The 19,301-nt window shown below is 36.0% G+C and carries 18 protein-coding genes; 5 read left to right on the forward strand and 13 right to left on the reverse strand.

The window, feature by feature from the left end:
- Positions 1–8 precede the first annotated feature (8 nt).
- Positions 9–884: a GLPGLI family protein gene (locus tag ACM39_RS02180; protein ID WP_048509359.1), complete on the forward strand. Its 876-nt coding sequence runs from the start codon at positions 9–11 to the stop codon at positions 882–884.
- Between the two features lie 46 nt (positions 885–930).
- On the opposite strand, the gene ACM39_RS02185 is transcribed toward ACM39_RS02180, so the two are convergent.
- Positions 931–1,788 (reverse strand): neutral zinc metallopeptidase, encoded by an 858-nt coding sequence (locus tag ACM39_RS02185; protein ID WP_048509360.1) that lies wholly within the window; start codon positions 1,786–1,788, stop codon positions 931–933.
- A 67-nt stretch (positions 1,789–1,855) separates the two neighbouring features.
- On the opposite strand from ACM39_RS02185, the gene ACM39_RS02190 reads away from it, so the two are divergent.
- From ACM39_RS02190 to ACM39_RS02200, 3 genes are read left to right on the forward strand one after another with little or no spacing between them, the layout of a single operon-like run.
- Positions 1,856–2,173, forward strand: coding sequence for a hypothetical protein (locus ACM39_RS02190; protein WP_048509361.1), 318 nt, complete (start codon positions 1,856–1,858; stop codon positions 2,171–2,173).
- A gap of 2 nt (positions 2,174–2,175) precedes the next feature.
- Positions 2,176–2,505, forward strand: a complete 330-nt coding sequence (locus ACM39_RS02195) for a hypothetical protein (protein WP_048509362.1) — start codon at positions 2,176–2,178, stop codon at positions 2,503–2,505.
- A 3-nt stretch (positions 2,506–2,508) separates the two neighbouring features.
- Positions 2,509–3,639, forward strand: a complete 1,131-nt coding sequence (locus ACM39_RS02200; RefSeq protein ID WP_048509363.1) for a glutathionylspermidine synthase family protein — start codon at positions 2,509–2,511, stop codon at positions 3,637–3,639.
- Here the strand turns inward: ACM39_RS02200 and ACM39_RS02205 are convergent.
- From ACM39_RS02205 to ACM39_RS02260, 12 genes are all read right to left on the reverse strand, one after another.
- Positions 3,629–5,707, reverse strand: coding sequence for an LTA synthase family protein (locus tag ACM39_RS02205; RefSeq protein ID WP_048509364.1), 2,079 nt, complete (start codon positions 5,705–5,707; stop codon positions 3,629–3,631). The two genes, ACM39_RS02200 and ACM39_RS02205, sit on opposite strands and share 11 nt — an antisense overlap.
- Before the next feature lie 122 nt (positions 5,708–5,829).
- Positions 5,830–6,345: a 6,7-dimethyl-8-ribityllumazine synthase gene (gene ribH / locus ACM39_RS02210; protein WP_048509365.1), complete on the reverse strand. Its 516-nt coding sequence runs from the start codon at positions 6,343–6,345 to the stop codon at positions 5,830–5,832.
- Positions 6,346–6,348: 3 nt separating this feature from the next.
- Positions 6,349–7,056, reverse strand: a complete 708-nt coding sequence (locus ACM39_RS02215) for a tetratricopeptide repeat protein (protein WP_048509366.1) — start codon at positions 7,054–7,056, stop codon at positions 6,349–6,351.
- A 175-nt stretch (positions 7,057–7,231) separates the two neighbouring features.
- The gene (locus tag ACM39_RS02220; protein ID WP_048509367.1) at positions 7,232–7,768 is read right to left on the reverse strand and encodes an adenine phosphoribosyltransferase; all 537 of its coding nucleotides are present in this window, start codon (positions 7,766–7,768) and stop codon (positions 7,232–7,234) included.
- Complete coding sequence (locus ACM39_RS02225) at positions 7,768–8,964, reverse strand: NTF2-like N-terminal transpeptidase (protein WP_048509368.1); 1,197 nt, start codon at positions 8,962–8,964, stop codon at positions 7,768–7,770. The genes ACM39_RS02220 and ACM39_RS02225 overlap by 1 nt, the downstream gene beginning before the upstream one ends.
- A gap of 51 nt (positions 8,965–9,015) precedes the next feature.
- Positions 9,016–10,032: a hypothetical protein gene (locus tag ACM39_RS02230; RefSeq protein WP_048509369.1), complete on the reverse strand. Its 1,017-nt coding sequence runs from the start codon at positions 10,030–10,032 to the stop codon at positions 9,016–9,018.
- 124 nt (positions 10,033–10,156) lie between these two features.
- Positions 10,157–11,488: a hypothetical protein gene (locus ACM39_RS02235; RefSeq protein WP_048509370.1), complete on the reverse strand. Its 1,332-nt coding sequence runs from the start codon at positions 11,486–11,488 to the stop codon at positions 10,157–10,159.
- An 8-nt stretch (positions 11,489–11,496) separates the two neighbouring features.
- Positions 11,497–12,183 carry a c-type cytochrome gene (locus tag ACM39_RS02240; RefSeq protein ID WP_048509371.1) on the reverse strand — a complete coding sequence of 229 codons (687 nt, stop codon included), beginning with the start codon at positions 12,181–12,183 and terminating at the stop codon, positions 11,497–11,499.
- Position 12,184: 1 nt separating this feature from the next.
- Complete coding sequence (locus ACM39_RS02245; RefSeq protein ID WP_034724188.1) at positions 12,185–12,706, reverse strand: DUF3341 domain-containing protein; 522 nt, start codon at positions 12,704–12,706, stop codon at positions 12,185–12,187.
- Complete coding sequence (nrfD, locus tag ACM39_RS02250; RefSeq protein WP_048509372.1) at positions 12,693–14,090, reverse strand: NrfD/PsrC family molybdoenzyme membrane anchor subunit; 1,398 nt, start codon at positions 14,088–14,090, stop codon at positions 12,693–12,695. The genes ACM39_RS02245 and nrfD overlap by 14 nt, the downstream gene beginning before the upstream one ends.
- Positions 14,091–14,115: 25 nt before the next feature.
- Positions 14,116–17,187 (reverse strand): TAT-variant-translocated molybdopterin oxidoreductase, encoded by a 3,072-nt coding sequence (locus ACM39_RS02255; protein ID WP_048509373.1) that lies wholly within the window; start codon positions 17,185–17,187, stop codon positions 14,116–14,118.
- 23 nt (positions 17,188–17,210) lie between these two features.
- Positions 17,211–18,572 carry a c-type cytochrome gene (locus tag ACM39_RS02260; RefSeq protein WP_048509374.1) on the reverse strand — a complete coding sequence of 454 codons (1,362 nt, stop codon included), beginning with the start codon at positions 18,570–18,572 and terminating at the stop codon, positions 17,211–17,213.
- A 182-nt stretch (positions 18,573–18,754) separates the two neighbouring features.
- Between ACM39_RS02260 and ACM39_RS02265 the strand changes: the two genes are divergently transcribed.
- Complete coding sequence (locus ACM39_RS02265) at positions 18,755–19,291, forward strand: SPOR domain-containing protein (protein WP_048509375.1); 537 nt, start codon at positions 18,755–18,757, stop codon at positions 19,289–19,291.
- Positions 19,292–19,301 lie beyond the last annotated feature (10 nt).

The raw sequence follows: 19,301 nt of genomic DNA on the forward strand, positions 1-19,301 counted from the left end.
AATAAATAATGAAAAAAATAGGAATTCTAATTTTAGCTTTATTCGTGCACACGGCTTTTGCACAGGCTAACAGATTTGTGTATCAGGTTACGATGAAACCAGATGCATCTGATAAAAATAGTGTAAAAACCGAGAATGCCTATCTCGATATTTCACCGGAAAAATCACTTTTTTATTCTGAAAACAGATTCAAAAGAGATTCTATCATGCAGCAAAACTTTCAGAGTGGAGGAGGAAGAGGTTTCAACCGAGATCAGATGGAAAGTTTAAGATCGAACATCAACTACTCGGTAGAAAAAGATAAAACCAATCAAAAAACATTCTTTAAGGACAGATTAGGAAGAGATATTTATTCATACGAAGAAGACAGGCCATTGAATTGGAAGATTTCGTCTGAAACGATGAAAATTGGTGATTATAAAGTTCAAAAGGCTGAAACTGATTTCGGAGGAAGAAAATGGACGGCTTGGTTTACCACAGATTTACCTTATCAGGATGGCCCTTATAAATTCGGAGGGCTGCCGGGGCTAATTGTGAAAGTGGAAGATGACAAAGGAGAGTATTCTTTTGATTTAATGAAAAACTATAAAATTGCTGAACTTCCTGCTTTAAACCAATTTGGTAATACCATTAAAGTAAAAAGAACAGATTTTGTAAAACAACAGGAAAAATTTAAAACTGATCCGGTGTCCTTTATGAACCAAGGCGGAGGCGGGGGATTTTCCCAAACTAGAATTGCCGCTGGCGGAGGAATTGCTGCTCCAAGAGGTGGAGGCGGCGGAGGAAACCGTGGAGGCGGAAATTCCGGAGATTTCAGGAAAAGAATGGAAGACAGAGTAAAGGAAGAGGCAAAAAATAACAGCAACCCAATTGAATTAAAATAAAAAAGAACCCCTGAAGATTTCTTCGGGGGTTTTTAATTTGTATGACTTATTTTAAAAGTTGATTAAAAGTATCTCCTTGTCTGATGTCTCCGGTATTATAACCTTTCATAAACCACTCTTTACGCTGAGCAGACGAGCCATGTGTAAAACTTTCCTGGTTGACATACCCCTGAGATCTTTTCTGGATATTATCATCGCCCACTGCTTCTGCAGCTTCGATTGCTGCATCGATATCTCCGGGCTCTAAGATGTGTTCCCTGTTATCAGTTTGTTTTGCCCAGACTCCGGCATAAAAATCCGCCTGTAATTCTGTTGCAACGGAAACTCTGTTCATATCAGCTTCAGAATACTTTCCGCTTCTTCTTAAAGCATCTACTTTCTGTGTTGTTCCTAAAAGAGTCTGCACATGATGTCCTATTTCGTGAGCCATTACATAAGCAATGGTAAACTCAGTTACTTGTGCCCCGAATCTTGATTGAAGTTCATTAAAAAAGCTCATATCCATATAAACACTTTGGTCGGCAGGGCAATAAAAGGGACCCATTGCAGATTGTGCTGTTCCGCAACCTGATTGTGTTGTGTTTTCGAATAAAATTACTTTTGCGGGACGATATTGCATTCCGTTATCTGCAAAAATTTTAGTCCAAGTTTGTTCATTTTCTGCGGTTACCATTTGTACAAATTCACGAACCTTCAATTCGTTAGCATTCAATTGTCTTTGTTCAGTAGGTGCAGAGTTGCTTCCTCCTCCTGAAGAAAGGATAGATGAAGGGTCGCCCCCAAGAAAAAATATGATTGCAGCAATAATAAGAGTTCCCAAACCGCCTCCTACAATGGCTCCTCCGCCACCGCCAGATCCTCGTCTGTCTTCTACATTACCGCTTCTGTCTTCCGTCCATTTCATAGAAAATAATTTTTTGTATGTAAATTTAAAATTAATATTGATTATTTTTGAAAAAAATTAAAACTAAGTGAAGAAAATTAAATTTAGTATTTTACTATTGGGAGTTTTTGGTCTTATAGCTTGTGATAAGAAAGAAGATGAAGTACATGATGTCAACAAAAAAGCATCTATTGAAACAGAACTTTCTGTGCAGCATTTAGATTCAACGGATATACTTATTACCAAGCATAAAATCTGGAAAAACAATAAACTTTTCAAAGAAATTATCAAAAGGGATACGATCCCGGGTTTAGGAGACACCATCCGGGCGGTGAAAGATGAAGCAGGTCATTCTCATGTTGCAAATGCTAAAAAAGATTACGAATTTTTTATAACTGTCCAATAGTCATGAAAAAATCAAGTTCTATAAAATTACTTTTCGTGACAGGTATCCTTGCGGCCTGTTCTCAGGAAACCCCCAAAAATACAACGAACGAGAAAAAGGTGTATATGAGAGCAGACAGTACAGCATCTTATTCAAGAAGTCACGGTTTTATGACGGGGATTTTACTGTATCATGCTTTCCGACCTTACGGAGCTTACAGCAACGGATCTTATCAAAGAGCCGGATATTATAGTGATGCGATAAGTTCAAAATCAAATGTTGGAAGAAACACCTATAAAGGAAAAGTAACGAGAGGAGGATTAGGGAAAAGTGGGTTCCGCGCTTCATCATAAATTATGGAAAGAATACAAACACATCTCCGTAAGAACTGGGAGCATAAGCTTGAAAATTTAGGTTTTGGCTACCACTCCCTGGATGGATTATATTGGGATGAAAGTCATTATTATGAATTTTCTTTAGAGGAAATCGATAAAATAGAGTCTGCAACTGCCGAATTGTGGCAAATGTGCCTTGCTGCGGTTGGCTATATTATTGAAAAAAATCTATGGTATCGATTCAATATTCCTGAATCTTTTAGAAATTATATTATTACAACCTGGGAAGAAGATCATCCTTCTATTTATGGAAGATTTGACTTTGGCTTTGATGGAGAAAATTTAAAATTACTTGAATTTAATGCGGATACACCTACTTCTCTTTATGAGGCGTCCGTGATTCAATGGTATTGGTTACAAGAAATATTTCCTTATAAAGATCAGTTTAATTCAATTCATGAAAAGCTGGTTGATTACTGGAAGTATCTTAAAAAATATATGAATCCGCACCATATTTATTTTGCATCACTTACAAATATTGAAGATGTTACTAATATTGAATACATTCGTGATTGTGCTACTCAGGCGGGTTTTGATACAGAATTTATTCCGATTCAGGATATTGGCTGGGCGGAAGATGCAGAAGAATTCATTGCAGGAGATGATTCTATCATGGAGTATATTTTCAAACTTTATCCTTACGAATGGATAATTAATGATGGTTTTGCTGAAAAATTAGTCAAAAACGGATTCCGTTCCCAATGGATTGAACCGGCTTGGAAAATTCTTCTTTCATCAAAAGCTATTTTACCGATTCTTTGGGAAATGTATCCTAATCATCCGTATCTGTTGGAGGCGTATTTTGAGCCGAAACATTTAAAAGATTTCGCCAAAAAACCTATTTACTCAAGAGAAGGAGCCAATGTGATTTTATATAAAAACAATTTCCCGATTGAGCAAAATGCAGGAGACTACGGTAAAGAAGGATTTATTTATCAGCAATTATTTGATCTTCCGAATTTTAACGGAAATTATCCCGTGATTGGAAGCTGGGTTATCGGGCAAGAACCGGCTGGAATCGGCATCAGGGAAAGTACTCATTTGATTACCAATAACCAGAGTCGCTTTATACCTCATTTAATCAGCGATTAAGCTGATTTTTTTTGAGCCAGTATGAAGTTGACTGATATACCGAAATCGTTTTGTCTACAAGGTATTGCTTCGGAGCTTTCAGTATATTTTCATCATAATAGATATTGAATGCCGGGGCTAATTTGCTTTCTTTTTGTTTTAAAGAATATTGTTTTACCTTTCTTACGGGCGAAATAATCGTCAAATGATCATCTTCTACAAAACCTAAATCCTGATAGGTTGCGATATAAGCTCTCGGCTGGAAATATTCTTTCAAAACGTCCTGTCCTAAAAATTTAGAATGGTAATTAAAATTCAAAATTCCGAAAAGAGTAGGCATCAAATCTATCTGCGACATTAATTTGTCAAATTTTTGTGGAGCGATAAAGCCTTCCGAGTAAATCATCGCAGGAATTCTGTATTTGTCCATCGGTAATTCTGTTCCTCCCGCACTTGAAGCACAGTGATCAGCAACGATTACAAAGACCGTATTTTTATACCAATCCTGTTTTTTTGCCATTTCGAAGAACATTTTAAGCGAATAGTCGGTGTATTTTATACCTCCTTCTCTGGATTTAGCATCTCCGGGAATATCAATCCTTCCCTCAGGATACGTAAAAGGCCTGTGATTCGAAACGGTCATCCAGTGATTGAAAAATGGCTTTCCGGATTTCGCTTCAGCATTCATGACCTGAATTGCCTTTTTAGCCATATCTTCATCTGCAACACCCCAAACGTTTGCGAAAGAAATTTCTTCAGGTTTAAAATTGTTTCTGTCAACAATATCATAGCCGTTTCCTGCGAAGAAATCCTGCATATTGTCGAAATAGCTGTAACCGCCGTAAAGGAATTTCACATCATAACCCTTCGATTTGAAAACGGTTCCTGTTGTAAATTTATTTTTATTATTTTCTCTTTTAATGATACTTTCCCCCGCCGTGGGCGGAATACAAAGTGTCAAAGCTTCCAAACCGCGAACAGTTCTGTTTCCTGTTGCATATAGATTGGTAAACATCAATGATTTATCTGCCAGACTGTCGAGAAAAGGGGTTATTTTTTGAGTATTTCCATAATGTTCCAGAAACTCTGCAGATAAACTTTCGATAGAGATTAAAACCACATTCTTCTTTTGTTCCGGTTGTTCGGGAACAATATTTCTTGTTAAAGTATGTTCAGGATATTGACTTAAAAAGTTTTTCTCAGCCTGGTTCTGGTCGATTTGTGGATAAAACTGGAAATAATCCAGCTCATTATGAGTGAATGCCCAATAAAATTTAGGAATTCCGTTGGCTTCAATTTCATCTGCAAAAAGATTGGGCGACCTTATCTGCATCATCGCCGGCAGTACTAATAAACTTGCTCCTGCCAAAACCACAAATGTTCCCAAAAGAATTAGCTTTTGCTTAAAATTTGGTAATATTAAAAGCTCTCTTTTTGTCTTTTTAAAGATAAACCATGTAATACTTAAAGTAATAATGAAAATCGCCAAAAATAACGGAACTACAGGATAACTTTCCATGATATTACCGATGACTTCATTAGTGTAAATAAGGTAATCTACCGCAATGAAATTATAACGGAGCCCAAATTCATTATAAAAAAAGTATTCGCTTACCGCATTGAAAACAATTAATAAGACATAAAGAAATAATGTAATGAAATATAATGTATTTCGAATTTTAATTCTCTTTGAAGGAAGGAAAAGCATTAATCCGAAAAGAAGAGTTTTTAATCCAACAAAGATTAAAGCAATCTTCGTAACTGAACCACCATATTGTTTAAAAATATTATTCGGAATGACTAAAATATACAGAAAAAATAAGAATAGAACCCCGAAAATAATAGATCCGTAAGGTTTATTGTATTTTGAATTGGATAAAAATAAAAAGTAAAGCGCTAAAAAAGAACTCGCCAGAATGAAGACAAAAATGTCATTCACAAGCCCGATAGATAAAACCTTTATGATTTCAAAGAGCCCAAAACTTACATTAGTAATAGGATGGAAAAAGAATACAACCCTCAATAATAATGAAATAATAAGGTAAAAAGCTCCTAAGTAAAGAAAAGGCTTAATTTTCTGCGTAAACATTTTATTAACTGTATATTAATTTTTGCAAAGATAGTTTTTATTTAATATCGGATTGGATATGTTTGTTTAACAAAAAAGGACTATCAACGATAGCCCTTTCTCTATTATTTTTTTAAGAAATATTAATTTCCGAAACCGATACTTCCTTTCTTACCGGATAAATTCTTTTTAAAATCTATCATTCTCAAAGCTGTTACTGCTGCTTCAACCCCTTTATTTCCTAAATCTCCACCGCTTCTTGCAATTGACTGTTCTTTAGTATCATCTGTCAAAACGCAGAAAATCGTAGGAGTATCAGTCAATATATTACAATCTTTGATACCTTGTGCTACCGCCGAACAAACATAGTCGAAGTGAGGTGTTTCTCCACGAATTACACAGCCGATAGAAATGACCGCGTCATATTTACGTTCTTTACAAAGCTGCATGCTTGCGTAATTCAGTTCAAATGCTCCAGGAACAGGGAAAAGTTTAATATTTTCAGCTTTTACACCTTCTTTTTCAAGAATTTCCAGAGCTGCATCGCGAAGATTATAGGTTACAAAATCATTCCACTCAGAAAAAACAATGCCGATAGAAAAATCTTCGGCATTAGTTATATTCAGTGGCTTGTAATCTGAAAGATTAACTGTTGCCATTTTTTAATAATATTTAGTCATTTCAATATAAGAATCAGACATTCCGTTGTCGTAGTCCTGATATTTTTCACTGATCGTAGTAAAGTATTTTTTAGCATCTGCATTTTTCTTTAGACCTAACGCCAGAATACCTGCTTTTCTTGTAAAGTAATAAGAAGTATACGGGTCGTCAGAAGCGCCGGAAGCTTTATCTAATAGTTGCAGAGCCTCATCGTTTTTATTAAGACCTGATTTTGCATCTGCCATTGCGCCATATTTCATGGCCATCAATGTTTTGTTATCAGATGAAACTTTGTCTAAAAGATCGTATGCCTCTTGGAATTTGCCTTCTTTAAATTTTAATAAACCTGCGTTATAAGCAGAAAGCTTACCTACAGATGTAGAAGGATATTCATCAGCTGTACCAATGAAACCCGGATTTGCAGCAGATTTTCCACCTAGAGCTTCTTTGTCTTTACCGTTAGCAAGGTTTTTCTGTGCAGCAAGGAAACTTTTCACTGCTTCCCCATTCTGTGGAGCAACGATAAATTGCTTATATGCGAAAAAGCCTAAAACTCCTAATACCAGAACACCAAAAATAATACCTAGTTGTTTTGAATATTTTTCAAGGAATCTTTCAGTATTTAAAGCCTCTCTATCAAGGTCTTTGAAAAATTCTACTGTTTCTTTACCTTCTTGCTCGTGCTGAGCATTCTTTGTAAGTTTTGCCATAAATTCATTAAAATTGAACTGCAAATTTAATTGTTTCTGAATGATTTACAAAATACTTTGAGGTTATTATTAATAAAAGTGAATCAAAGTATTAAAAAAGGCATCAGCTGTCAATTATTGAATACAAAAAATGCCTCTTTTTTATGAGGCATTCTGATATTTTTTATATAAAAAATTAAAATTCTAAAATATGATAAATTTCGGCATCAAACTTTTTAAGCTTTTCATCTCCATTCAAACCTTTCAAAGCTGTTAAGAAGCTGAATTGAGCGACTTTTGCACCTTGTTTTTCAACGAGTTTGGCTGCTGCTTCCGTTGTTCCTCCTGTTGCCAATAAATCATCGTGGATAAGTACTCTTTGTCCTGGTTTTATTTGTCCTTCACGAGTTTCGATAATTGCGCTTCCATATTCCAAATCATATTTTTCTGAAATGATTGGTGGGGGAAGTTTTCCGGCTTTTCTGATTAAAATAAACGGGACTTCTAAAGCTACTGCAACTGCAATTCCGAAAAGATAACCACGGCTTTCAATTCCGCAGACTGCATCTACCTTTCCTCTGCTGAAAGCTGCTAAATCTTCAATGACCTCTTCGTAAAGTTTTGGATCCAGGAAAATTGGTGAAATATCCTTAAACTGAATTCCGGGAATCGGAAAGTCAGGGATATTTTCAATCGTTTCTTGTAGTTTTTTGATAAGTTCTTGTGAAGCCATTAAGGATTTATTTTATAGCTGGAAATTTTCCAGTCTCCGTTTACATTTTTAAGCCCGAAAGTTACTTTTAGCGAAGTCGTTTTTCCGTTTTTGTCGGTTACATCATATGTTGCATTCACACTTGCACTGTTTGCATTTGCAGCATTAGATGTGATATTTTTCACGTTTACATTTTTCACAGAACCAAAACCTGAAGTAGGGTTTGAGAAAGACTCATAACTTCCCCAGCTTGGATTATTTGATGCATCAAATGCTGCTTTTAGGTTTTGTGAGCTTACATTATTTAAAAACTTACTTACCGTAGCTTTTGGATCTGCAATTGGCTGCTTAGGAACTGAAGGAGTTGTTGCAGCATTAGGATCTGTAGATATTGTTGGGTTTGTCTGATTTACAGGGCTGTTGGGATCTACCGCACTTGGATCTTGATTTACGGTTGTAGAATCTATTTTTGGCGGAGCCGGTACTTTCAATGCCGAAGGATTTACATCTAACCCAATCTTAGACATTTTAAAGGTCTTTGCCGTCGTTTTTACTGAAACAGTAATGTCTATTTTATTGTCAACTACTTTTCCTGCAGGAATTGAAGAAAATTTTAAATTAAATCCTTTAAAATTATTATCAGTCATCAGGTTTTTAGCTGTAGAAAGTTTTACTCCGTTGCTGAAAACTTCCAGAGTGGCCTCTAAACCCGCACCTGTAAATGAAACAGGATTTCCTGCGTTGTCAACAAGTCTGGGGATTATCTGAATTGCAGTCGCTCCATTCCCGTCATTCCCTGTTGGTGTTGTAATAACAGATAGTGAATTTGCTTTAATATCGTTAGGATCACTTTCTTTTGCTTTATCATCTCCAAAGATATTCATTTCTCCTAATGATGGTGGGGCAGTACTTGCCCATTCAATTCCGTTTTTCTGTGCTACCTGATCTGCCAGGGATAATATCTCAGGCACTTTTTTTCCATTAATAAGTTGCCCAAGTCCTTTTAATTCTGCCACGTCGCCGTCAGCCTCTACTCCAAAAGTTTTAAGGATATAAAGAGCTTCGTTAAATTTAATTTGCTTAATCGTAGGCAAACTAGATGTCATATCATTGATACTTGACTGTAAAGTTTTCGTACTTGTAGCATCCACAGAGTCTTTTTTACACGCTGTGAAAAGTAACAAACTGAAAACTAAAAGAAAAGATAACTTTCTCATTTTTATTTGGTTTGCTACAAATTTAATAAAACCTTTATTAATAGACCTTTTTTATTTTTTATTTTGTTGTTCTTTTAAGTCATCTTTGAAAAACGCACTGAAAATATTCTGCATATTAGGAAATGAAGAGTCTTCCCAGTATTTTGTTTTATAATTGCTGTTGTCTGTTTTGAATTTCACCTTTTCAATATTATCTGCGTTGTTAAAACTTAATTCTGTCGGGTAAAAATTGGTATAAAGAATAAGCTGGTTAAAATTGGGCTCAGATTTATGTTTTAATTTGATAAAATTTATTTCGTTGAACTCTAAAAGATCTCGTAAGTTCTTTTCGGTATTTTTTTCATAGGAAACATTTAGGATGCTTTTAATATCAAAAAAACGATATCCGAATAATGCAAATTCTTTTTTCTGCAATGCTTCTCCTGTGATTTCGATTTGGTCTTTCTGAGATCCTTTCAGTTCTTTGATTACTGAGTTTTTCTTTTTATAGTCTAAAATATTTCCTACATTTTTCAAATCCGGAACCTCTAATGCTGAATCATAATCCCACATTGAGGTTTGCTTTTTCTCAAATTTTATATCTTCCAGTCTGTAAACTCTGTATTGCTCAACATTTGTGCTTTTTAGTTTTTTAGTTTTGTTGTCAAAAATATAGGTGATGATTCCGTCGGCGAAACAATTTAATTTACCATTGACTGTAACATAAGAATTGAAGTTACCTTTCACGAAAACATATTTTGAAGGCTTGTTGTTTTTGATAACTACGGTTTCAATATCTTTTATCCGATCATTAATTTTAATGACATCTTTATCAAGCTCAGAATAGAAAAGACTTGCTACAGGAAAGTTTTCATATACTAATTGAAATTTTTCCTGACTTTGACTTAATAATGATTTTTCAATTTTTCCATCAATATCCGAATATGCCAAAATATTTCCATCTTTTCCAAAGACTGATACTTTAGGCAGGGGTTTGTTTGTCTTTTCAGAAATAAAGGTGATAGTTTGTGCGCTGGTAAAGTTTAATATTAAAATAAATAATAAATATAATAGTGATTTTCTTTTCATAATAGGTTGGTTTGAATTGTTGCTATTTAAAGTTGGATATTTAATATGTACCAATTCTAAAAAGGCATAAAAAAAGACTGATTATTATAATCAGTCTTTTAGAATTTTATTTTGTTACAAGTCCTTAGAAAGGATACTCATAAATTTCAGATTCATGTAAGAATGGGTTTCCTGTAGGAATCAATTTAAGTTTAGATAATGCAGTAAGCACTGTAAACATAAACAATCCAACTACGAATAACACAGCTCCTAAGATTAAGATTAACATCTCTGGAGTTTTCCAGAATGGGCCTACTGTTCCAGGCATTACCATATTGAAGTAATCTAAAAGGTGTCCCAAGATAACAACTACTGCCATTGTAGTAACAACTTTGTAGTTTCTCTTGATGCTGCTACTTACTAATACTAATAGTGGTAACAAGAAGTTTACAATCAACATTGGTAAGAAAGTAACACCGTAGTGCTGGAATCTTCCAAAGAAGTAGTTTACCTCTTCCGGTACGTTTGCATACCAATAAAGCATAAACTGAGCGAACCATGTATATGTCCAAAGCATACTTGTAGCGAAAAGGAATACTCCTAAATCATGCAAGTGATTGTCATTGAACTGAGGTAAGAATCCGTTTTTCTTTAAGTAAACACTTAAAAGAATGATAACAGCGATTCCACTTGATAAGCAGCTAACCATTGAATACCAGATATACATTGTAGAATACCAGTGAGGGTCAATAGACATCAACCAGTCCCAAGCCCAAGCTGCAGAAGCAAACCCGAAGAATGCAATATATCCTACTGCCCATCTGTAAAGCATTTGATACTCTACTTTAGACTTAGTTTCGTCTACTTTTTTAGACTGAGCTTTCAGTTTCCATGCGAAGAATGAAGCACCAATTACATAGATTAATGTTCTGATAGCATAGAAAGGAATGTTTAAGAATCTTTTCTTTTCAAACAAGATTACATCGAAGTGAGCAGAATTAGGGTCTGTCAAATCCGGATCCATCCAGTGGAAAAGGTGACCTTGGTGGAAGATATTTAAAAGCATTAAAATAACTAAAATAGCTCCTCCGTATGGAATATAAGAAGCAATAGCTTCCATTACTCTCGTAATAATAATTGGCCAACCTGCGTGAGCAGCATGCTGAATACAGTAGAAAAATAATACTGCACAACTGATTCCGAAGAAAAATACAGCTACAAAATGTATTGATGCCAACGGCGAATTGTGAACCTGCATAGTAGCATGCTCTAAGTGAGCCGTATGATCTTGAGGTCCTACCATTTCGCTTGAATGCGTAGGTGCAGTGTGACCGGAAGCGTGAACAGCCTCCATCATTTGCTCTATTCTTTCGGTAGAGATTCCTTTATTCATAAAGAAACCAATGGCAAATAGAACTAAACCTGCAACAAGAAGTATTAAAGAAGTTGATTTTAATTTTGGTGAAAAACTATACATTTCTTTTCTTATTTTTTAGTTTCAGTAGTAGTTTCTGGTTTTGCTTCAGTTGTAGCCGCTGCCGCTGGTGCTGCTGCCGCTTTTTTGAAAGCACTCATCACATACATTGCAACTCTCCATCTGTCTCCAGCGTTTAGTTGTCCAGCATAAGATCCCATCGCATTTCTACCGTTTGTTAATACATAATGAACAGATCCTACAGTAATTTCTCTATCAGCATAGTTTGGTACGCCTGAGAAAGCTCCCGATTGTACAATTGGTCCCTGTCCATCACCTCCAGTTCCGTGACATGCAGCACAAGTGTGGTCGAATAACATTTTTCCTCTTTCAATATCCTTAGCCGCATTAGCAGGATTTAAAGGAGATGCTATTACTTTTTTTGAAGCATCATATCCAGCATTATATTCATCTACATTTTTAGGAAGTAATCCTTCTTCAAAAATTCCGTCTTTGTTTTGAGCAACTGATCCTTCTACGGGAGCAAGCCCTGTTGCAAAGCTATTTTTAACAAAAGCAGGGATTTCGTTTTCGTGGTCTGAATATGCATCCTGAGCTTTCATTAATGGATCGTAAGCTACCGGGAAGTACATATCAGGGAAATATACTAATGGTGTATTTTCTTTTGGCCCGCAAGAATTAAGTAAAACTGTGGTTAAACCTAAAATTGCTGTAATTTTTAATACATTCTTTTTCATTTTAAGCGTCTTTAACAGTTATTTCTTCAACTCCGGTTTCAATCAGCAACTGCTTTACAGATTCTACATCTTCAGTTACAAACTCCATTAAGAATTTATCATCAGTAGTCCTTGGATCCGGGTTCTGAGCAGGAGCTCCAGGATACATTTTATTTCTTACTAAGAAAGTCAATGACATCATGTGAGCAGCGCAGAATACCATAAGCTCGAACATTGGAACTACAAATGCAGGCATGTTGTGTGCCCAGTCAAAAGCAGGTTTACCACCAATATTCTGAGGCCAGTCATGATTCATCACATACCAAGTTACAGTAGCACCAATGGTAACACCATACAGGGCATAGAAGAAAGCGGCATCAGAAATTCTAGTCTTCTTCAGACCTAAAGCTTTATCTAGTCCGTGAACCGGGAATGGAGTATAAACTTCGTTTATCGCAATTCCTTTATCGTTGAATGCCTTAACGCCGTTCATTAAATCGTCGTCATCAGCATAAAGTCCGTATACAATTTTAGTGGTGCTCATCTCCTTCTTTTGCTTTATAAGTTTCACCTGAGATTTTCAAAATCGATTTTAATTCAGCCTGTGCAATTACAGGGAATGTTCTTGCATATAATAAGAATAATACAGAGAAGAATCCGATTGTTCCTAAGTATACACCTACATCAATGATCGTTGGCTTAAACATTGTCCAAGATCCAGGCAAGTAGTCTCTAGAAAGGTTAATAACGATGATGTCAAAACGCTCAAACCACATACCGATGTTGATAATCAATGCAACGATGAATGTCCAGATAATATTCGTTCTAAGTCTCTTGAACCAGAAAGAAGCAGGAATAACAAGGTTACAGATGATTAATGACCAGAAAGCCCACCAATAAGGTCCAACAGCAGCACCCGGAGAAAGATATGTGAAATCTTCAAATCTAGAACCAGAGTACCATCCGATGAAATATTCAGTTGCGTAAGCTACAGTTACCATACCACCAGTTAAGATAATTACGATGTTCATAATTTCGATATGATACATTGTAATATAGTCTTCTAAGTGACAAACTTTTCTAGCAATCAGCAATAGTGTTTGTACCATCGCAAATCCTGAGAAAATCGCACCTGCAACGAAGTAAGGAGGGTAGATTGTAGAATGCCATCCTTTAATAACCGAAGTTGCGAAGTCAAAAGATACGGTAGTGTGTACTGAGAATACAAGTGGAGTTGCCAAACCTGCAAGAACCAAAGAAAGCTCTTCGAATCTTTGCCAGTGTTTTGCTTTACCCCCCCAACCGAATGCTAGGAATGTATAAATTTTCTTAGTCCAAGGAGTTTTGGCTCTGTCTCTAATCATTGCAAAGTCAGGGATAAGCCCCATGAACCAGAATACAGTGGATACTGAGAAATACGTTGAGATTGCGAATACGTCCCAAAGTAGAGGAGAGTTGAAGTTCCCCCAAAGAGAACCGAACTGGTTTGGTAAAGGGAATACCCAATATCCTACCCAAACTCTACCCATATGGATTACAGGGAAGATTGCCGCCTGCACAACTGCGAAGATAGTCATCGCCTCAGCTGAACGGTTTACAGACATTCTCCATCTCTGTCTAAATAATAATAATACTGCGGAGATAAGTGTTCCGGCGTGACCGATACCTACCCACCATACGAAGTTGGTAATATCCCAACCCCAGTTAATAGTTCTGTTAAGCCCCCATGCTCCAATACCTGTCCCGATAGTATAAGCGATACAGCCGAATCCATAGATGAATAGAACTAGCGCAGCATATAATGAAATCCACCATAATTTACCTGCTCTTTCCTCGATAGGTCGTGCAATATCTTCTGTGATATCGTGATAAGTTTTGTGACCAATAATTAGAGGTTCCCTTATCGGAGCTTCGTAATGTCCTGACATTTTTTACCTATTTATTATTTAAACTTTATTTTTCTACTCTGTTTCTTACTTTAGCGTGATAGAACACATTTGGTTTTGTTCCAATCTCTTCAAGTAAATAATATCTTCTGTTGCTGGAATACAATTCTCTTACTTCAGATTCTTTGTCATTCATATCTCCAAACGTCATTGCTCCGGTAGAACAAGCAGCAGCACAAGCACAAGAATTTTTGAATTCGTTGTCTGTTACTTTTCTGTTTTCTCTCTTAGCAGCTAAGATTGTAGCCTGTGTTTCCTGGATACACATAGAACATTTCTCCATAACCCCTCTGGTTCTTACAACTACGTCCGGGTTTAATACCATTCTTCCTAAATCGTTGTTCATGTTGAAATCGAACTTGTCATTTAGGTTATATGTAAACCAGTTGAAACGTCTTACTTTGTACGGACAGTTGTTAGCACAATATCTAGTACCTATACATCTGTTGTAGGCCATGTGGTTTTGACCTTGCTTACCATGTGATGTAGCCGCTACCGGACATACAGTTTCACAAGGAGCATGGTTACAGTGCTGACACATTACTGGCTGGAAGATTACATCCGGATTATCCGCTGGGTGGTTTAATGCACCTCCTTCTTCATTGAAAGCAGTTCCGTATAATTCAGGAACAGCCATACCTTCTTTTAAACCTTCGTATACTTCCACTTTTTGTCTTGCAGAATAGTAACGGTCAATTCTTAACCAATACATATCTCTAGACATTCTGATTTCTTCTTTACCTACAACAGGAACGTTGTTTTCAGCCTGACAAGCAATAATACATGCTCCACAACCTGTACAAGAATTCAAGTCAACAGAGAGATTGAAGTGAGGGCCATCTGTATCATCGAATGCATCCCAAAGGTCAATTTTTCTTGCCGGTAATGCACCACTGATTGTGTGATATTCCAAAGGCTTGTTCCATCCTTTATGCTCATCATCGAAAGGTACGTTAATAAATTCAGCTAAAGGAACTTCTTTTGCTATTTCATAACGACCCATTAGAGTATTTTGAAGCTGGATACCTGCAAACTCATGATCTTCTCCTGTTTTCTTGATTGTAACACCTGAAACAACAAGGTTAGAACCATCAAACAAAGGATAAGCGTTTACACCTGTATCAGCAGTAGCTCCTGAGTCTTTTTTACCATAACCAAGCGCAAGACCTACTGATCCTTCTGCCTGACCTGGCTGGATAAACACAGGAACATCTTTTATAGTAACTCCGTTTACAGTAAGGTCTACGATAGAACCGTCTAGCTGCATTCTTGCATTTAGATCATTTTCAATCTCGAACTTTTCCGCATCTTTAGGAGAAATTGTCAAATAGTTATCCCAAGACATTCTTGTAATTGGGTCCGGCAGTTCTTGCAACCAAGGGTTGTTTGCCTGAGTACCATCTCCAATAGCAGTCGTAGTATAAAGTACTAATTCTAATTCAGAGGGTTTAAAGTTACTTAATTCAGCAACTGCCTGAGCAGCATTTCCGCCTGCATAAGATAGAGTAGAACCACCAGTTGTAGCTACAATACCGTTATATAAAGCTTTGTTGAATGAAGTCCCGCCTAAGATAATAGCAGCATTTGCTTTTAAATAATCATAATAATTATTGGCAGCATTGTTTTTACCATTCTTCCAAACCAATAAAGATTCTTCAATCTGTCTTGATTTATAGATTTTCTGGATAGTTGGCTGCATTAATGTATAAATTCCAGTCTGAGGCTGGATATCTCCCCAAGACTCTAGCCAGTTAGCTACAGGAATTACAGCTTTTGCAGCTTTATACATTGAGTTTTTCTTGTCAGCAACAGCAATTACGTAAGGTACATTTTTGATTGCTTTTTCAAATTCAGCACCTTTAGGATTGGAATAAATAGGGTCAATGTTATTTGTAATTAATACTCCAACTTGTCCTGAAGTTACCCATCCTAAGAATTCGTTATATCTTGCTTTATCAAATTCTTTTAAGAAATTAGCCTTACCGGTGAAAGCTACTGAACCTAATTTTTGGTTGATTAAATGAGCTAAAACCTGTGCCCCTTTAGAACCATCAGCAAATACAACAGCTTTGCTGCCTTTAGACTGGATTTCTTTTACGATTTCAACTGCAGATTTGTCTGAAGGAGCAGCTCCTGTAACAATTGCATTGTAAACTTCAACTAAAGTTTTGTTTACCTGGCTTGGTTTTAATCTATATCTTGAATCAGCATTAGCACCAGTAAGAGACATATTTGATTCTACTTGGATATGTCTCAACATATTTGGTCCAGGTTTTCTAGCAGAAGCGTAAGATGTTTCTAAACTTGCAGCATTATATTCTCCCAAGAAGTCTGCCTGGAAAGAAACTACTAATTCAGTACCGTTAAGGTCATAAACTGGTAATGCTCTTTGTCCGAAAACTTCCTGTGCTGCATCTAGAGAAGCAGTATAAGGAAATGCATCATACGTTACTAATTCAGCTGTAGGATATTTTGCTTTAAAGTCAGCAAATAATTTTTTGAAAGTAGGTGAAGCAAAAGAGTGCGATAATAATACGATTCTTTTGTTTCCAGCCTTAGCTTCATCCAACCCTTTAATAACAAAACTGTCTACTTTATCGAAAGTTTCGTCTTTACCGTCCAGTTTAGGTTGTTTTACTTTATCATTATCATAAAGAGAAAGTACACTTGCCTGAGCTCTTGCGTTAGTTTTACCTAAATCACCTGCAGCCGGGTTTGGATCAATTTTGATTGGTCTACCTTCACGAGTCTTTACTAAAACACTAGCAAAATCAAACCCATCAAAGTATGTCGAAGCGTAGTAATTTGGAACCCCAGGAATGATATCATGAGGTTTTACCACGTAAGGAATCGTTTTAATTACCGGAGCTTCACAAGCAGCAAGTGTTACCGCTGCCGTAGAGAATCCTAGTAACTTTAAGAAATCTCTTCTTGAAGTACTTGATCCGTTTTGTTCAGCATCTCCAAGGAAATCTTCTACCGGAATTTCTTCCTGAAACTCTTTCTGAGCCAGCTTATTATTTAAAGCCGGGTCTTTAAGTTCATGAATACTTCTAAATTGTATTTTGTTTGAAGCCATTTATACTTCTAATTTTTTAGTTATTAATAATGACATTTACCACACTCAAGACCTCCAATTGCATCTACAGTAATCTTACCACCATCTTTAGGGTATTGCTTTTTAAGCTTGTCATGTAGATTCTTGAAGTATTCTTTATTATAACCGTTGTTCATATCAACTTCTGTAGTTCTGTGACACTCAATACACCATCCCATTGTGAAGTCATTTGCCATTTGAACAACATTCATTGTGTCAATTTTTCCGTGGCAAGCTTTACATACAACATCAATTTTGTTTGTAGGGTTTTTCTTATTGAAAGAATTAATAATTGCTTGCTCACCTGCAACAACGTGTTGAGAGTGGTTGAAGTACACGAAGTCTGGCATATTGTGGATTCTGGTCCATTCTACCGGCTGCGTTTTTCCTGTATATTGTTGTTTTTCAGGATCCCAACCAGTTGCAGCATATATCTTCTGGATTTCTCCATCGTAGAATGCCTTGTCTTTTCCTGGCTCCATGTAGTGTTCTGCATTGTATTCAGAAATTGTTCTGTGACAGTTCATACAAACGTTCATAGAAGGAATTTCAGATACTTTGCCATATTTAGCACTGGAGTGACAAAGTTGACAATCAATCTTTTGTTCTCCGGCGTGAATTTTGTGTGAGAAATAGATAGGTTGCTCTGGCTTATATCCTTTGTAAACTCCGATCCACATTACCCAGTTCCAAATTCCATAAGTTGCTAATAAAGCTAAGATTGCGATTAATCCTTTACCTATATAATGGTATTTTTGATAAATTTCACTGAAAGATTTTACTCTTGTCTCATTAAGTCCTGCTAAATCTTCAGATTGGCCTAATTTCACTAATTGTCTTAGTTTAATTAAAATCCAAACTAATAAAGCAGCAATTGCTAAAAGTGAGATGATTACTACACTTGTTGTAGTATTGTTTGCAGGAGCAGCCGATGTAGCATCTGTTGCGGTTTCCTTTTTAGGATCTGCAGCAGGAGCTGGCTCTGGAGGATTAGTTGTAAATGCTAAGATGTCATCAATATCCTTATCTGTAAGATTTGGAAAGACTTGCATCTCAGTTTTATTGAATTTTTCGAAAATCTCATTGGCGTATTTGTCTCCAGAAGCTCTAAGAGCCTTGTTGTCCTTAATCCACTTATGAAGCCAATCTTTGTCAACACCACCTTCAGTCTTTACTCGTTCTACTACACCCTTCAAAGGTGGTCCTACAACTTGTTTGTCTAAAGCGTGACATGCCGTACAATTTGCCTTGAAAAGTTTTTCTCCATTCTTAGGATCGCCGTCTTGCCCGTAAATTGAAGCACTGGTTGATAGCAATAAGCCTATTGCGATCAACGTTTGTCTATAATGCTTTCTCCAACTAATCATTTAAATTATCTTATGTTAGTAAAATATTGAACCAATCAATTCCGCAAAAATAATATTTTTAACAGGAATTTAACGGCATATAGAAAGGGGAAATATCATTTAAGTTTAATTTGTAATTATTCTAAATAACCTTGTTTGGTGTAATTTTTAATTTTTGTATAAATTTGCGGAAACAAGTTTAAATGAAAAATTTAATCAAAATATTTTCTGTGTTATCTTTATTGGGGTTTTATAATATTGATGCACAGCAGGTTGTGAAAAGAGATACACTGGCCGGAACAGAACTTATCATATCTATGGATTCTAAGGTAGATACTGCATTGGGAAGTTTAGAAGATAAATGTTCAAGAGTTACGACCAATAATGTAGTCAGAGATAATGATGAAGATGTTTATACAAAACCTGCAAAAATATATGTTCCGAATAGGGAACTTACAAATGCTGAAATTTGCAGGAAAAATCCTAGAATTTTAGGATTTAAAATACAAATCACAACCGTGAAAAGTAATGAAGAAGCTAATGAAGTGAAGTCTTATTTCAGGAGAAGATTCCCGAATCTTAAAGTTGAAACAGATGCTTCTCTGAGACCAAATTATAAAATCTTAGCTGGAAGTTATTTTACAAAGCAAAGTGCTGCTTCAGATTTATCTAAAATCAAAGAATACTTTAAATCTGCAATCGCTGTTCAATACAGGATTTTCTGTGCAGAAGCAAAATAATATTATCAAT

The sequence above is a fragment of the Chryseobacterium sp. FH2 genome (assembly GCF_001045455.1).
GTDB lineage: Bacteria > Bacteroidota > Bacteroidia > Flavobacteriales > Weeksellaceae > Chryseobacterium.

Excerpts from the sequence above, each read along its gene's own strand:
- ACM39_RS02180 (WP_048509359.1), top strand. The coding sequence starts at position 9 with ATGAAAAAAATAGGAATTCTAATTTTAGCTTTATTCGTGCACACGGCT.
- ACM39_RS02185 (WP_048509360.1), bottom strand. The coding sequence starts at position 1,788 with ATGAAATGGACGGAAGACAGAAGCGGTAATGTAGAAGACAGACGAGGA.
- ACM39_RS02195 (WP_048509362.1), top strand. The coding sequence starts at position 2,176 with ATGAAAAAATCAAGTTCTATAAAATTACTTTTCGTGACAGGTATCCTT.
- ACM39_RS02200 (WP_048509363.1), top strand. The coding sequence starts at position 2,509 with ATGGAAAGAATACAAACACATCTCCGTAAGAACTGGGAGCATAAGCTT.
- ACM39_RS02205 (WP_048509364.1), bottom strand. The coding sequence starts at position 5,707 with ATGTTTACGCAGAAAATTAAGCCTTTTCTTTACTTAGGAGCTTTTTAC.
- ribH (WP_048509365.1), bottom strand. The coding sequence starts at position 6,345 with ATGGCAACAGTTAATCTTTCAGATTACAAGCCACTGAATATAACTAAT.
- ACM39_RS02215 (WP_048509366.1), bottom strand. The coding sequence starts at position 7,056 with ATGGCAAAACTTACAAAGAATGCTCAGCACGAGCAAGAAGGTAAAGAA.
- ACM39_RS02220 (WP_048509367.1), bottom strand. The coding sequence starts at position 7,768 with ATGGCTTCACAAGAACTTATCAAAAAACTACAAGAAACGATTGAAAAT.
- ACM39_RS02225 (WP_048509368.1), bottom strand. The coding sequence starts at position 8,964 with ATGAGAAAGTTATCTTTTCTTTTAGTTTTCAGTTTGTTACTTTTCACA.
- ACM39_RS02230 (WP_048509369.1), bottom strand. The coding sequence starts at position 10,032 with ATGAAAAGAAAATCACTATTATATTTATTATTTATTTTAATATTAAAC.
- ACM39_RS02235 (WP_048509370.1), bottom strand. The coding sequence starts at position 11,488 with ATGTATAGTTTTTCACCAAAATTAAAATCAACTTCTTTAATACTTCTT.
- ACM39_RS02240 (WP_048509371.1), bottom strand. The coding sequence starts at position 12,183 with ATGAAAAAGAATGTATTAAAAATTACAGCAATTTTAGGTTTAACCACA.
- ACM39_RS02245 (WP_034724188.1), bottom strand. The coding sequence starts at position 12,706 with ATGAGCACCACTAAAATTGTATACGGACTTTATGCTGATGACGACGAT.
- nrfD (WP_048509372.1), bottom strand. The coding sequence starts at position 14,090 with ATGTCAGGACATTACGAAGCTCCGATAAGGGAACCTCTAATTATTGGT.
- ACM39_RS02255 (WP_048509373.1), bottom strand. The coding sequence starts at position 17,187 with ATGGCTTCAAACAAAATACAATTTAGAAGTATTCATGAACTTAAAGAC.
- ACM39_RS02260 (WP_048509374.1), bottom strand. The coding sequence starts at position 18,572 with ATGATTAGTTGGAGAAAGCATTATAGACAAACGTTGATCGCAATAGGC.
- ACM39_RS02265 (WP_048509375.1), top strand. The coding sequence starts at position 18,755 with ATGAAAAATTTAATCAAAATATTTTCTGTGTTATCTTTATTGGGGTTT.